We start from the raw sequence: 14,689 nt of genomic DNA on the forward strand, positions 1-14,689 counted from the left end.
CGCGCCGAACACGGCGCGGCCACAGGGACACGGCCTAGTTGGCGGAGGTGCGCCGGCCGCCGCGGCGGTCGACGTTGCGGTTCCCCGTCGCGCCGGCGTCGCCCGTGCCGGCCGACCGTCGGCCGGCGCCGCCGCGCGGGGCCTTGCCGGCGCTGGAACCGGCGCCCGCGCCGGACGCCGCACCGGCTGCGGACCGGCGGTCGGAGCCACGACCACCCGCCCGGACGGTGCCGCCCGACGCCCCGCCGGACGCCGTCCGGCGAGCGGTTCCTCGCCCGCCCGTGGCGGAGGTGCCGCCGGACGCCGGTGCCCCGGACGCGGTCCGGCGCTCCGTGCCCCGGCCTCCCGTCCTGGGGGCGCCACCGGCGGCCGCCTTGGCCTCGCCGCCGCTCCGGCGCCGGCCGGCGGACCGCCTGCCGGTCTTCCCGTCGGCGCGGGAAGCCGCCGGCGTCACCGGCTGGGGGACCTCGATGGTGACGGCCACGCCGGAAGGCTCGCGCGCGCCGGTGATGACGGCCAGTTCCGGGTCGCTCGACGTGATCCGGGACGTCCGGGGGCGGATGCCCGCGTCCGACATGAGCCGGGTGACTTCCCGCTTCTGGTCGGGCAGGACCAGCGTGGCCACACTGCCGGAACCGCCGGCACGGGCCGTACGGCCGCCCCGGTGCAGGTAGTCCTTGTGATCGGTGGGGGGATCGACGTTCACGACGAGGTCGAGGTCGTCGACGTGTATACCCCGGGCGGCGACGTTCGTCGCGACCAGTGCGGTGACCTGGCCGCTCTTGAACTGCTCCAGGGTCCGATTGCGCTGCGGCTGCGAGCGGCCCCCGTGCAGCGCCGCCGCGCGGACACCGACGGCCAGGAGCCGCTTGGTCAGCCGGTCGGCGGCCCGCTTGGTGTCGAGGAAGAGGATGACCCGCCCGTCCCTGGCCGCGATGCGCGTGGTGACGGCCTTCTTGTCGGTCTCGTCCTGGACATGGAGAACGTAGTGCTCCATGGTCGTCACCGCGCCCGCGGACGGGTCCACGGAGTGCACCACGGGGTCGGTCAGGAACCGCTGCACGAGGCGGTCGATGTTGCGGTCCAGCGTGGCCGAGAAGAGCATGCGCTGCCCGTCCGGCCGTACCTGCTGGATCACCTTGGTGATCTGCGGCAGGAAGCCCATGTCGGTCATCTGGTCGGCCTCGTCCAGCACCGTGATGCGCACGTCGCCGAGCACGCAGTCGCCGCGTTCCACGAGGTCGTTGAGCCGGCCGGGAGTGGCCACGAGCACTTCCGCGCCGCGCCGCAGCGCACCCGCCTGCTTGGTGATCGACAGCCCGCCCACCACGGTGGTCAGCCGGAGGTTCACGGCCGTCGCGTAGGGGGTCAGGGCGTCCGTCACCTGCTGGGCGAGCTCACGGGTGGGCACCAGCACCAGGGCGAGGGGCGCCTTGGGCTGCGCGCGCAGCCCGGCCGTGCGGGCCAGCAGCGCCAGACCGAACGCGAGGGTCTTGCCGGAGCCGGTGCGCCCGCGTCCGAGCAGATCACGGCCGGCGAGCGAGTTGGGCAGGGTGGCGCCCTGGATGGGGAAGGGGGTGGTCACGCCCTGCGCGGTGAGCGTCTTCAGCAGCCCGGCCGGCATGTCCAGAGCGGCGAAGTCCTCCACGGCGGGAAGTGCGGGGGTCGTGCTCTCCGGCAGCCGGAATTCCCTCGGCGGCGACGCGGACGGTGCGGGCGACGACGAGGCGCGCCGATTCGGCTTCTGGGGCCTGCGGGGCATGCTGCTTTCTGCCTTCCTGAAACAGCACAAACCGGGGTCCGCACCATGCGGTGCGGACCCCGGTATGCGGATACGCGTCCGGCTATCAGGCGGGAACGATGTTCTCCGCCTGCGGGCCCTTCTGGCCCTGCGTGACGTCGAAGGTGACCCGCTGGCCTTCCTGGAGCTCACGGAAGCCCTGGGTCGCGATGTTCGAGTAGTGGGCGAAGACGTCGGGGCCGCCGCCGTCCTGCTCGATGAAGCCGAAACCCTTTTCAGAGTTGAACCACTTCACGGTTCCCTGTGCCATGACCTTCTCCTTCTGTAGGCAGAGGCCCCATCCGGAGATGCCGGGAAAACAACTAATGCGCCCGATGGATAGCATTCCCGTCAGGCGCACATAGGTTCATGGGTACCACAACTGCAACGGGTAAACCGTAGCACAGCTCGGCGCTCGAAGTAGATCACCAAAGGGCACACCGCGCGGTTTTTCCGGAGCCGTCGCCCTCGCACGGCCGCTAGAAGCTGGCCCGCTCCAGCCAGAACTCCAGCAGTTCCCGCTCGCCGAGCACCTCCAGCTCGTCGCTGTCCAGCGGCAGCCGACGGTAGAACCCGAGCAGTACGGCGGTGAGCGGCCCCCTGAGCGCGACGGTCGCCTTCTCATGGCCGCGCCGCCAGGCGATCACGTCCCCGGAAAGATCGATCAGCCACTCGGCGTCCAGCGTCGGGCTGCCGTCCGCGGCATGCAGGTGGATGCTGCCCGGCCGGCGCAGGTCCGTCGTCGGATCGTCCGGCATGTTCCGCTGGGCCCACTCGATGATCTGGAGCCACTCGTCGATCGCGTCGGCGGCGATGTCGGGCGCGACCTCGTAGGGCAGTCCGGCGGCGAGCGTGGCGTCGGCGCGGTGGATGGTGAGCTCGTGGGCCATACGGCGGGCCCAGAACCCGGAGCTGTGGACCCCGGCCCAGCCCCACATCGTCGTGTCGGGCCCGGCCTCCCTCAGCGCGCCGACCAGCATGTCGCCGGTCTCCGCCAGCCAGGCGTCCAGGGCGACTGGGTCTCCCTCGCCGTCGGGGCCGCCGTGGAGCGGGACCTTCTCCTCCGGGATCTCGTCCTGCGCCCGCGTCCGCACCATCAGCTCCACCCAGCGCAGGGCGCCGCCGGTGTGCCGCACGAGCTGTTCCAGCGACCAGTCCGGGCAGGTGGGGACGGTCGCCGACAGATCGGCGCCGGAGGTCAGCACGGCCCGCAGCAGGCCGACCTGGTGGGCGATCTCGTCGCAGTAGCGGTCATGGGCCAGGAGTGTCATGTCCCGCACCCTATGCACGGCGTGATCAGCCCAGCACGACAATTTCGGCCGCGTCGAACTCGACCCCGACGGTGTCCCCGACCTCCGGGGCGTCCCGCAGCGCGCAGGCCGCCTCCAGACGCGGCGCGTCCTCCGGCTGGAGGTGCACGGCGACGTGCGTGCCCTTGAACGTGCGGGCGGCGACCGTGCAGCGCAGCCCCGTGTCGGGGCCCACGAGCCGCACCCCGGCCGGCCTGACCAGCAGTGTCCGCGGGCCCTGAGCGGCGTCCTCGCCGACCGGCAGCTTCCCCCAGGGCGTGTTCGCGGCCTGACCTGCGACGGTGCCGCCGACCACGTTGTCGAAGCCGAGGAAGCGCGCCACGAACTCGTCCACCGGCCGCTGCCACACCTCAAGCGGCGTGCCGCTCTGCGCGATCCGCCCGTCCCGCATCACCACGACCCGGTCGGCGAGCGCGAACGCCTCGCCCTGGTCGTGCGTCACGGCCAGCACGGTGGTGCCCAACTGGCCGAACAGCTCACGGAGTTCGACGACGAGCCGCTCCCGCAGCGAGCGGTCGAGCTGCCCCAGCGGCTCGTCCAGCATCAGCAGCCGCGGCCGGGGCGCGAGGGCGCGGGCCAGCGCGACCCGCTGCTGCTCCCCGCCGGACAGCGAGGCGACGGCACGCCCGGCGGCGCCCGGCAGTCCGACCAGATCCAGCAACTCCCTTACCCGCTCGGCCTGTTCGGCGCTGGAGGCGCCGCGCATCCGGGTCCCGAAGGCGACGTTGCCGCCGACGTCCCGCTGCGGGAACAGCTGATGGTCCTGGAACATCAGCCCGACGCCCCGCTTGTGCGCGGGCACCCCCGACTGGTCCCGGCCGTCGAGCGACACCCGCCCGGCGTCGAGGGGTTGCAGCCCCGCCACGGCCCGCAGCAGCGTCGACTTGCCGCTGCCGCTCGGCCCGAGCACGCACACGATCTCGTGCTCGGCGACATCGAGGTCCACGGCGTCGAGCACGGGCCGCCCACCGAAACGGACGGTCGCACCCGCCAGGCTCAACAGCATCTAGAACTCCCCCGTCCGATCCGTACGGAGCCGCTCCAGGATCAGCAGCGCCACCGCGCACACCACCATCAGTACCGTCGAAAGGGCCATCGCCTGGCCGTAGTTGAGCTCGCCGGCCCGCCCCAGAAGCCGCGCGACGGCGACCGGCAGGGTCGGGTTGTCGGGCCGGGCGATGAACACGGTCGCGCCGAACTCACCCAGCGACACCGCGAAGGCGAACCCGGCCGCGATCAGCAGCGCCCGCCGCACCATCGGCAGGTCGACCTCGCGCCAGACCCGCCAGGGCGAAGCCCCCAGCACGGACGCCGCCTCACGCAGCCGCTGGTCCACGGCCCGCAGCACGGGCAGCATGGTCCGTACGACGAAGGGCACCCCGACCAGCGCCTGGGCCAGCGGCACCAGGATCCAGGAGGCCCGCAGATCGAGCGGCGGCTCGTCCAGCGCGATCAGGAACCCGAACCCGACCGTCACCGCGGACACCCCGAGCGGCAGCATCAGCAGCGCGTCGAAGCCCCGCACGAACCGCCCCGCGTCCCGCCGGGTCAGCGCGGCGGCGGCCAGACCGCCGATGACCACGGCGATGAGGGTCGCGACGACGGCGTACTGGAGCGAATTGCCGATCGCCTCGATCGGCGCGACGAGGAAGACACCGCCGTCGGCGCTGGTCAGCGCCCGGTAGTAGCCGAAGTCGGGGGCGTCGAACGACCTCTGCACCAGCACGGCCAGCGGCAGCAGCAGGAGTACGACGATGACGGCCAGGACGCCGGCCAGCAGCGCCCACTGGCCGGCCCCGCGCGGCCGCCGGGCGGTCACCGACGCGTCCACCAGGCGCAGGGCGCTCTCCCGCCGCCGTACCGTCCAGGCGTGCACGGCGAGGATCGCGGCCACCGCCAGGAACTGGATGATCGTCAGGACGGCGGCCGTGGACAGGTCGAAGATCTCGGAGGTCTGCCGGTAGATCTCCACTTCGAGGGTGGAGAAGGTCGGTCCGCCCAGGATCTGCACCACACCGAAGGAGGTGAAGGTGAACAGGAAGACCATGAGCGCGGCGGCGGCCACGGCCGGCGCGAGCGCCGGGAGGGTGACCTGACGCCAGGCTTTCAGGGGCGAGGCCCCGAGCATCCGCGCGGCCTCCTCCTGCCGCGGATCGAGCTGCGCCCACAGACCGCCCACCGTCCGTACGACGACGGCGTAATTGAAAAAGACGTGCGCGAGCAGGATCGCCCACACGGTGGTGTCGAGCCGTACGCCCCACAGCTCGTCGAGGAGTCCGCCGCGGCCGACGAGCGCGAGGAAGGCCGTACCGACGACGACCGTCGGCAGCACGAACGGGACGGTCACCACGGCCCGCAGGACCTGTTTGCCGGGGAAGTCGAAGCGGGCGAAGACGTAGGCGCCCGGCAGCGCGATGAGCAGGGTCAGCGCGGTGGAGGCGAACGCCTGCCAGGTGGTGAACCACAGGACGTGCCGGATGTCGGACTCCCCGAGCACGTCCCACAGCCGCCCGAACTGCCATGCCCCGTCGACCTTCAGACCGCGCGAGACGATCGCGGCGACGGGGTAGGCGAAGAAGACCGCGAAGAACGCGACGGGCACGGCGATGAGGCCGAGCCGCATCGCCGCGCCCCTCTTGCGGGGTGCCGAAGCCGGGGCCGCTACTTCAGTACGAGCGAGGTCCACGACTTGACCCAGTCGTCACGGTTGTCGGCGATCTTCGCCGGGTCCAGGGTCTCGGGGTTCTTGGCCCGGGGCCCGTACTTGGTGAACTCCGCCGGCACCTGGGCGGCCTCCCGCACCGGGTACACGAACATGTTCAGAGGCATGTCGTCCTGGAATTCCTTGGTCAGCAGGAAGTCGAGGAGCGCCTTACCGCCCTCGGTGTTCTTGGCATTGCTGAGCAGGCCCGCGTACTCGACCTGGCGGAAGCAGGTGCCGTCCGCGACACCCGTCGGCGCGCTGGTCGGCTTCGGGTCGGCGTAGATCACCTCGGCCGGCGGTGAGGAGGCGTACGACACGACGAGCGGCCGGTCGGCCTTGGCCTTCTTGCCGCCGGCGGAGCCGGAGAACTCCTCGTTGTAGGCCTGCTCCCAGCCGTCGACGACCTTGACACCGTTGGCCTTCAGCTTCTTCCAGTAGTCCTGCCAGCCGTCGTCGCCGTACTTCGCGGCCGTGCCGAGCAGGAAGCCGAGGCCGGGCGAGGAGGTGGAGGCGTTCTCGGTGACGAGGAGGTCCTTGTACGCGGGCTTGATCAGGTCGTCGTACGACGTCGGCGGGGTCAGCTTGTGCTCGCTGAAGTACGCCTTGTCGTAGTTGACGCAGATGTCGCCGGTGTCGACGGGGGTGACCCGGTGCTTGTCCTGGTCGACCCGGAACTCGGGCAGGATCAGGTCGGAGCCCTTGGCCTCGTACGACTGGAACAGGTCGTTGTCGAGGGCCCGGGACAGCAGGGTGTTGTCGACGCCGAAGAAGACGTCGCCCTGCGGGTTGTCCTTGGTCAGGATGGCCTTGTTCACGGCCTGCCCGGCGTCGCCGTCCTCCAGGACCTTGACCTTGTACCCGGACTGCTTCTCGAACGCGGCGAGGACGCCCTTGGAGACGGCCCACGAGTTGTGACTGACGAGGGTCACGGTCTTGCTCCCGGCCTCGGAGCTGTCGCTCCCCGAGTCCGACGAACCGCACGCGGACAGCGTGACGAGACCGAGCCCGACGGCGAAGACCGTGGCCTTCTTGGTGATGCTCACTGGATTCCTCCTGGGGTTGACCAGGAAGAGACGCGGCCCTGCCCAGGGGCCTCTTCGGCTCCCGGGCAGGGCGCAACAGCTTGAGTGATGACCGAACTTCCTACCCAGAATGACCTGGGCAAGGTTCAGAGGGTCTGCGGCCCGATTGCCGCACTCTCAGCGCTGTGGCGCTCCCCTGTCGGAATATGAAGATGTACGTACGGGTGTACGCGCTCAGATTACCGCTCGGTGGCCGCGAGCTGACCGCAGGCCCCGTCGATCTCCTGACCGCGGGTGTCCCGGACCGTCACCGGTACCCCGTGCGCGGCGATGGCCTCGACGAACGCCTTCTCGTCCTCGGGCCGGGAGGCGGTCCACTTCGACCCGGGCGTCGGGTTCAGCGGAATCAGGTTCACATGCACGGGCTTGCCCCTGAGCAGCCGCCCGAGCCGGTCACCACGCCAGGCCTGGTCGTTGATGTCCCGGATGAGGGCGTACTCGATGGACAGCCGGCGGCCGCTCTTCTCGACGTACTCGAACCCGGCGTCCAGGACCTCGCGCACCTTCCACCGCGTGTTCACGGGGACGAGGGTGTCGCGCAGCTCGTCGTCGGGAGCGTGCAGGGAGATCGCGAGCCGGCACTTGAAGCCCTCGTCGGCGAACCGGTGGATGGCCGGGACGAGACCGACGGTCGAGACGGTGATCCCGCGCTGGGACAGCCCCAGCCCGTCGGGCTCGGGGTCGGTGAGCCGGCGGATGGCCCCCACGACCCGGTTGTAGTTGGCGAGCGGCTCGCCCATCCCCATGAAGACGATGTTGGAGAGCCGCGCGGGCCCCCCGGGAACATCCCCGTCCCGAAGCGCCCGCATCCCGTCCACGATCTGGTGGACGATCTCGGCGGTGGACAGATTCCGGTCCAGCCCGGCCTGCCCGGTGGCGCAGAACGGGCAGTTCATCCCGCACCCGGCCTGCGAGCTGATGCACATGGTCACCCGGTCCGGGTACCGCATCAGCACGGACTCGACGAGCGTCCCGTCGAACAGCCGCCACAGCGTCTTACGGGTCTCGCCCTGGTCGGTCGACAGATGCCGTACGACGGTCATCAGCTCCGGGAACAGCTCCTCCCGCAGCCTGGCGCGCGAGGCGGCGGGGATGTCGGTCCACTGCTCGGGGTCGTGCGTGTACCGCGCGAAGTAGTGCTGCGACAGCTGCTTGGCACGAAACGGCTTCTCCCCGACCGCAGCGACGGCGTCCTTACGCTCCCCAGGCGTAAGGTCAGCAAGATGCCGCGGCGGCTTCTTGGCTCCGCGGGGGGCGACGAAAGTAAGTTCTCCGGGTGCAGGCATAACTCAACCAGTGTCGCAGATCCACTCGTGTGGCCCGCTCCACCGCCGACCGGTGAGATCGCTGCCTAGTCCGTCGTGCCCTCCAGCCGGTCCTTCAGCAGCTTCTCGTCGCGTGGTAGTTCCTTGCGGACCTGCGGGCGGACGACCAAGGGGATCAGGACCTTGCCGAGGCCGTAGCCCTCGAAGTCGATGTCGATCGTGACGCGGGAGCGGCGCCCGTCGTCGAGCGGCTCGATGCGGCCGTGGGTGCGGGCCCGGACGGGGCCGTCGATCCCGTGCAGGTCCCAGCTGTACGGAGGGTCGAGCTGGTCGAACCGTATGGTCATCGGCATCTGGCGGTTCCCGACGCGCCTGGTGACCCGGACCCGGGAGCCCGTGTGGATCGGGCCCTCGTCCAGCGACTCGGCCGAGACGGCGCTCAGCTGCCATTCCGGCAGGTGAGAGGGGTCCGTGATGTACGCGTAGACATCGGCTGGGGTCCGGTCGACGTCGATGATTTCTCGGATGGCGGTCATGGCGACCCCCTTTGAGTACCTTTACGGGCGTATACGAAAATCGTCCCACACGGCCGGGAGCGGTCGCTCTGCGAGACGCGAGGGCCGGAAATCGAAGAGCCCCCGTTCCACGAGGGAACGGGGGCTCTTCGGACAACTGCCGAGCCGTCAGCCGGAGCCCACGAACAGGACCAGCAGCAGCCACACCACGGGCGCCGTCGGCAGCAGGGAGTCCAGTCGGTCCATGATCCCGCCGTGCCCCGGCAGCAGCGTGCCCATGTCCTTGATGCCGAGGTCCCGCTTGATCATCGACTCACCGAGGTCACCCAGCGTGGCACTGGCCGCGACGGCGAGGCCCAGGAGCAGGCCCTGCCACCAGCTGCCGTCGTCGATGAGGAACTGCATGCACAGCGCGCCCGCCACCATCGCGAAGCCCACCGCTCCGAGCAGGCCCTCGCGGGTCTTGCCGGGGCTGATCCGCGGGGCGAGCTTGGTCTTGCCGAAGCGCCAGCCGACCGCGTACGCGCCGGTGTCGCTGACGACCGTCAGGAGCAGGAACGTCAGGACGCGCCAGGGACCGTCGTCGGCCGTGAGCATCATCGCGACGAAGGTCGCCAGGAACGGCACGTAGAACGCCGCGAAGACACCCGCCGTGACGTCCTTGAGGTAGCCCTCCGGCGGCTCGGTCATCCGCCAGACCAGCACCGCCAGCGCGGTCAGCGCCATCGCCACCCAGGCACCCTCGGCACCGCGGACGTACCCGGCGACGACCATGGCCGCGCCGCCCAGCGCGAGCGGCACGAGCGGAGCGTTGATGCCCTTGCGCTCCTCCAGCCGCTTGGTCAGCTCCCACAGACCCACGACGACGGCGACCGCGACGACACCGACGAAGACGGCCTTGACGACGAACAGCGACGCGACGATCACCACGCCGAGGCCGACACCGACTCCTATTGCCGCGCCCAGATCGCGCCCAGCGCTCTTCTTCTGCTGGGGCGCCGGCGGCGGGGCGTCGGGCATGGGCTCCGGATTCTGCGACGCCGCCTCGAAGGGCCGCGCCTGCGGCGTGTCATGAGACCGCGACTGCGGTGGCCGGCTGCTGAACAGGGGGCCGCTCAGCCGAGCGGCCCCCCGGTCGTCATCCTGGTCTCCGCCATACGCGGGTACGTCGGGCACGATGGGCATGGGGCGAGTGTGAGGCGCCTCAGGCGCATCGTACGCGGGACCCGCCGGGGCAGCCCCCTGGACAGGTCCACGCTCGGAGGTGCCCCAGTACCCGGCCTGCCCGGCCGCGGGCGGCGCCCCCCAGGAAGAGTCGTTCATCAGACCTCGAGCAGCTCGGATTCCTTGTGCTTGAGGAGCTCGTCCACCTGAGCGACGTACTTGTGCGTGGTGTCGTCGAGCTCCTTCTCCGCACGGCGGCCCTCGTCCTCGCCGATCTCGCCGTCCTTGATCAGCTTGTCGATGGCGTCCTTGGCCTTGCGGCGGACCGAGCGGATGGACACCTTGGCGTCCTCGCCCTTGCCCTTGGCGACCTTGATGTAGTCGCGGCGGCGCTCCTCGGTGAGCTCCGGGAACACCACACGGATGATGTTGCCGTCGTTGCTCGGGTTGACGCCGAGGTCGGAGTCGCGGATCGCCTGCTCGATGTTGCGCAGCGCGCTCTTGTCGAACGGGGTCACGACCGCCATGCGCGGCTCCGGCACGGAGAACGAAGCCAGCTGGTTGATCGGCGTCGGCGCACCGTAGTAGTCGGCCACGATCTTGTTGAACATCGCCGGGTGCGCACGGCCGGTGCGGATCGCGGCGAAGTCCTCCTTGGCGACCACGACGGCCTTCTCCATCTTCTCCTCGGCCTCGAGGAGGGTCTCTTCGATCACCACTTGCTCCTGCGTGTCTTGAGTAAGGCCCGGCTGCGGTTCCTCGGTGGGGCGGCGGCCGGCTGCGTCGCGTCTTCTTCCTGCACGGTTCCCGACCGGCAGGACATTGTCCATCCCCCGGTCAGGGTCCGTCCCGTCCGTCCCCCGGACGGGCTTGTTGTCGAAGCGTCAGCCCCGACCGCCCTGCTCACCCACAAGCGTGCCGATCTTCTCACCCTTGACGGCACGGGCGATATTGCCCTCCGCCAGAAGCTCGAAGACGAGGATCGGGAGCTTGTTGTCTCGGCACAGCGTGACCGCCGTGGCGTCGGCGACCTTCAGATCGCGTGTGATGACCTCGCCGTAGCCGAGGGAGTCGAACTTGACGGCGTCCGGGTTGGTCTTGGGGTCGGAGTCGTAGACCCCGTCGACACCGTTCTTGCCCATCAGCAGCGCCTCGGCGTCGATCTCCAGGGCGCGCTGGGCCGCGGTGGTGTCGGTGGAGAAGTACGGCATGCCCATGCCGGCACCGAAGATGACCACGCGGCCCTTCTCCAGATGCCGTACGGCACGCAGCGGGATGTAGGGCTCGGCGACCTGCCCCATGGTGATGGCCGTCTGGACGCGGCTGTCGATGCCTTCCTTCTCCAGGAAGTCCTGGAGGGCGAGGCAGTTCATGACGGTGCCGAGCATGCCCATGTAGTCGGAGCGCGCCCGGTCCATGCCTCGCTGCTGGAGCTCCGCGCCGCGGAAGAAGTTGCCGCCGCCGATGACGACAGCGACCTCCGCGCCGTCGCGCACGACGGCCGCGATCTCACGGGCGATCTTGTGCACCACGTCCGGGTCGACGCCGAGGCCCCCGCCACCGGAGAAGGCCTCTCCGGACAGCTTCAGCAGAAACCGGCCGCGTACTTTGCCGTCGTCGCTCTTCTGGGCCTTGGTGGTCATCGAGATCCCGCCTTTGTTACGTGGTGCACATACGAAGAAGGCCACTGCCGGCTCGGGTGTGTTTCGCATCCCATGCGCGGCAATGGCCTCCTCGTCAGATCTGCTGTCGTCCGTCACACGCGCGTGCGCGGTGGCGGCGTCCGCCAACGACTGCCTTCGACCCTATAGGGACGGGGCGTCGATCGCGGTACGGACTCAGATGCCGACCTTGATGCGCGAGAAGCGCTTCAGGGTGACACCGGCCTCGTCCAGAATCTTCTGGACCGACTTCTTGTTGTCCAGCGCGTACGGCTGGCCGAGCAGCGTGGCGTCCTTGAAGAAGCCGTTGAGGCGACCCTCGACGATCTTCGGCAGGGCGGCCTCGGGCTTGCCCTCGGCGCGGGTGGTCTCCTCGGCGACGCGGCGCTCGGACTCGACGACCTCGGCCGGCACGTCCTCCTTGGAGAGGTACTTCGGCGCGAAGGCGGCGATGTGCTGGGCGATGCCCTTGGCGACGTCGGCGTTCGGCTTGTCCAGCTCGACGAGGACACCGATCTGCGGGGGCAGGTCGGGCATCGTGCGGTGCATGTACGCGAGGACGAAGCCGTCGGTGAACTGCGCGAAGCGGTCCAGGACGATCTTCTCGCCGAGGTTGGCGTTGGCCTCGTCCACGAACGCCTGGACGGTCTTGCCGGCCTCGATCTCGGAGGCGAGCAGGGCCTCGATGTCGGCGGGGGAGGTCTTCGCGACGTGCTCGGCGATCGCGTTGGCGACGGCCTGGAACTTCTCGCCCTTGGCGACGAAGTCCGTCTCGCACTTCAGCTCGACGATGACGCCGGAGGAGTTGTCGTCGGCGATGAGGGAGACCACGGCGCCGTTCTCGGCGGAGCGGCCCTCGCGCTTGGCGACGCCCTTCTGGCCCTTGATACGGAGCGCCTCGACGGCCTTCTCGACGTTGCCCTCGGCCTCGTCCAGCGCCTTCTTGCAGTCCATCATGCCGGCGCCGGTGAGCTCGCGGAGCTTCTTGACGTCAGCGGCGGTGTAGTTCGCCATGAGTCTGTGAGTCTTTCTCGAAGTCTGGAAGATCGGAGATCTACGGGGTCCAGGGCCCCCGTTTAGTCGGGAGCCCTGACCTTCCGTCGACCTACGGGTGAACGGCGGGAGCGGATCTCATGTCACCGCTCCCGCCGTCAACGCTGACGGGGTGGTCAGGCCTGCTCGCCCTCGGCGCTCTTCTCGCCCTCGGCAGCCGTCTCGCCCTCGGCGGCCTTCTCGCCCTCGGCGGGGGCAGCGGCCTCGGCGGGGGCACCGGCCTCGGCGGGGGCAGCGGCCTCGGCGGCGGGGGCAGCCTCGGCGGCCGGGGCCTCCTCAGCCTTCTTCTCGCCCTCGAGCAGGTCGCGCTCCCACTCGGCGAGCGGCTCGCCCGCGGCCTTCTCGCCCTTGTCACCGGTGGCGACGCCGGAACGGGCGATGAGGCCCTCGGCGACGGCGTCGGCGATCACACGGGTGAGCAGGGTGACGGAGCGGATCGCGTCGTCGTTGCCCGGGATCTTGTAGTCGACCTCGTCGGGGTCGCAGTTGGTGTCGAGGATGGCGACGACCGGAATGTTGAGCTTCCGGGCCTCACCGACCGCGATGTGCTCCTTCTTGGTGTCCACGATCCAGACGGCGCTGGGCACCTTCTGCATCTCGCGGATACCACCGAGGGTCTTCTCCAGCTTGGCCTTCTCGCGCGAGAGCACGAGAAGCTCCTTCTTGGTCAGACCGGAAGCGGCGACGTCCTCGAAGTCGATCTGCTCGAGCTCCTTGAGGCGCTGCAGACGCTTGTAGACGGTCGAGAAGTTGGTGAGCATGCCGCCCAGCCAGCGCTGGTTGACGTAGGGCATGCCGACGCGGGTGGCCTGCTCGGCGATGGCCTCCTGCGCCTGCTTCTTCGTGCCGACGAACATGACCGTGCCGCCGTGGGCGACGGTCTCCTTGACGAACTCGTAGGCGCGGTCGATGTACGACAGCGACTGGAGCAGGTCGATGATGTAGATGCCGTTGCGCTCCGTGAAGATGAAGCGCTTCATCTTCGGGTTCCAACGACGGGTCTGGTGACCGAAGTGGACGCCGCTCTCCAGCAGCTCCCGCATCGTGACGACGGCCATGGCCGTATCTCCTTGAATTTCTCGGTTGTGCCGCGGGGACCGGATGGCTCCCGCGCCTGACGCCCGCATGCGCCGTGCCACTAGGGACCGAGGGGCGCTGACACGGACCGTTTCCGGCTGTCGTGTCGGGGCGTGCGAAGTCGACCCGGTGACCCGGATCGCCAGAAGAAGTGTACGGGACCCACGGGGTACCGGGTGACGCCGCTGTCCACAACCCAGGAGTTATCCACAGATACCGGCCATGATCCGTGGAGGTGCGGGACGGTTCTCTCATGCGAGCTGAGCGATGTGAGAGGGCAGCGGGGACTGCGGGGGCCGCAACGGCGGCTTGGGCGACCCCGATGGCGAGAGCGCCGAGGGCGGCTACGGCGGCGAGGGCGTACGGACGGTCGGTGGTGCGGCTTGTGTTGCTGCTGTTCCTGACGGCGGCCGTGCTGCTGGCGCCGGTCCCGCGGTTGACGCCGACCGCCACGAGCGTGCCGGCCGCCCCCGACCCTGCCCCGGCCCCGGCCGTGCCGGCTGTCGGCCGGGCATGGCCCGTGGGTGTACGGCCCCCGATCCTCCGCGGCTGGGAGCCACCGGCGACCACGTACGGCCGAGGCCACCGCGGCGTCGACCTGGCGGCCCCGGCCGGGACACCGGTACGTGCGGTTGCGGCGGGCCGGGTCTCCTTCGCGGGCCGCGTGGCCGGGAAGGGGGTCGTGTCGGTGGAGCTGCCGGGGACGGGAGATCCCCGGCTGCGGACGACGTACGAACCGGTGCGGGCGACGGTGAAGAAGGGCGACGAGGTGGAGGCCGGCGAGGTCGTGGGGACCGTGGAGGCGACCGGGTCGCACTGCACGGAGACCTGCGTGCACTGGGGTCTGCGGAGAGCCGACACCTACCTGGACCCGCTCTCGCTCCTCCCGCCGTGGCTGCTGCGCAGCGGGCCGTCGAGACTGCTGCCGGTCCTCGGGGTGCCGCTGCCGTCGTAGTCGACGGGCCGCTGAGCATTTGAGCCACGGCTGGGGCGGGCAGCGCTCGCAGCCACGGCTGGAGGCGGGGCAGCGCACGCAGCCACGGCTGGGATAGGACGCCGCCCCAGCCACGCCACGCCA

Annotated in this window: 14 protein-coding genes; 1 reads left to right on the forward strand and 13 read right to left on the reverse strand. The window is 70.2% G+C overall.

Features of this window, described 5'->3' with window-relative positions:
• Positions 1-34: 34 nt before the first annotated feature.
• The 13 genes from CP983_RS12455 to rpsB all read right to left on the reverse strand — a co-directional run bounded on the left by CP983_RS12455 (position 35) and on the right by rpsB (position 13,592).
• Positions 35-1,762, reverse strand: a complete 1,728-nt coding sequence (locus CP983_RS12455) for a DEAD/DEAH box helicase (RefSeq protein WP_150499637.1) — start codon at positions 1,760-1,762, stop codon at positions 35-37.
• An 85-nt stretch (positions 1,763-1,847) separates the two neighbouring features.
• Positions 1,848-2,051 carry a cold-shock protein gene (locus CP983_RS12460; protein ID WP_031013754.1) on the reverse strand — a complete coding sequence of 68 codons (204 nt, stop codon included), beginning with the start codon at positions 2,049-2,051 and terminating at the stop codon, positions 1,848-1,850.
• A 208-nt stretch (positions 2,052-2,259) separates the two neighbouring features.
• Positions 2,260-3,051, reverse strand: coding sequence for a maleylpyruvate isomerase family mycothiol-dependent enzyme (locus CP983_RS12465; RefSeq protein WP_150499638.1), 792 nt, complete (start codon positions 3,049-3,051; stop codon positions 2,260-2,262).
• A 25-nt stretch (positions 3,052-3,076) separates the two neighbouring features.
• Positions 3,077-4,096: an ABC transporter ATP-binding protein gene (locus tag CP983_RS12470; RefSeq protein ID WP_150499639.1), complete on the reverse strand. Its 1,020-nt coding sequence runs from the start codon at positions 4,094-4,096 to the stop codon at positions 3,077-3,079.
• Entirely contained in the window at positions 4,097-5,776 is a 1,680-nt protein-coding gene (locus CP983_RS12475; protein ID WP_167537693.1) for an ABC transporter permease, read from the reverse strand.
• A complete protein-coding gene (locus CP983_RS12480) occupies positions 5,752-6,837 on the reverse strand; it encodes a thiamine ABC transporter substrate-binding protein (protein WP_150499641.1) in 1,086 nt (361 codons plus the stop codon). Before CP983_RS12480 ends, CP983_RS12475 begins: the two co-directional genes overlap by 25 nt.
• Positions 6,838-7,055: 218 nt before the next feature.
• The gene (gene rlmN / locus CP983_RS12485; RefSeq protein ID WP_150499642.1) at positions 7,056-8,162 is read right to left on the reverse strand and encodes a dual-specificity RNA methyltransferase RlmN; all 1,107 of its coding nucleotides are present in this window, start codon (positions 8,160-8,162) and stop codon (positions 7,056-7,058) included.
• Positions 8,163-8,227: 65 nt separating this feature from the next.
• Entirely contained in the window at positions 8,228-8,677 is a 450-nt protein-coding gene (locus CP983_RS12490; RefSeq protein WP_150499643.1) for an SRPBCC family protein, read from the reverse strand.
• Positions 8,678-8,824: 147 nt separating this feature from the next.
• Positions 8,825-9,979, reverse strand: a complete 1,155-nt coding sequence (locus CP983_RS12495; protein ID WP_107902361.1) for a phosphatidate cytidylyltransferase — start codon at positions 9,977-9,979, stop codon at positions 8,825-8,827.
• On the reverse strand, positions 9,979-10,536 hold the full coding sequence (gene frr / locus CP983_RS12500) for a ribosome recycling factor (protein WP_030952117.1): 558 nt from the start codon (positions 10,534-10,536) through the stop codon (positions 9,979-9,981). The genes CP983_RS12495 and frr overlap by 1 nt, the downstream gene beginning before the upstream one ends.
• A gap of 168 nt (positions 10,537-10,704) precedes the next feature.
• Positions 10,705-11,463: a UMP kinase gene (pyrH, locus tag CP983_RS12505; protein ID WP_030048937.1), complete on the reverse strand. Its 759-nt coding sequence runs from the start codon at positions 11,461-11,463 to the stop codon at positions 10,705-10,707.
• Positions 11,464-11,658: 195 nt separating this feature from the next.
• Positions 11,659-12,495, reverse strand: coding sequence for a translation elongation factor Ts (tsf, locus tag CP983_RS12510; RefSeq protein ID WP_107902363.1), 837 nt, complete (start codon positions 12,493-12,495; stop codon positions 11,659-11,661).
• A gap of 155 nt (positions 12,496-12,650) precedes the next feature.
• Positions 12,651-13,592, reverse strand: a complete 942-nt coding sequence (gene rpsB, locus CP983_RS12515) for a 30S ribosomal protein S2 (protein ID WP_150499644.1) — start codon at positions 13,590-13,592, stop codon at positions 12,651-12,653.
• Positions 13,593-13,933: 341 nt separating this feature from the next.
• On the opposite strand from rpsB, the gene CP983_RS12520 reads away from it, so the two are divergent.
• Positions 13,934-14,566 (forward strand): M23 family metallopeptidase, encoded by a 633-nt coding sequence (locus tag CP983_RS12520; RefSeq protein ID WP_150499645.1) that lies wholly within the window; start codon positions 13,934-13,936, stop codon positions 14,564-14,566.
• The last annotated feature ends 123 nt before the right edge of the window (positions 14,567-14,689 follow it).

This window comes from Streptomyces chartreusis, assembly GCF_008704715.1.
Classification (GTDB): domain Bacteria; phylum Actinomycetota; class Actinomycetes; order Streptomycetales; family Streptomycetaceae; genus Streptomyces; species Streptomyces chartreusis.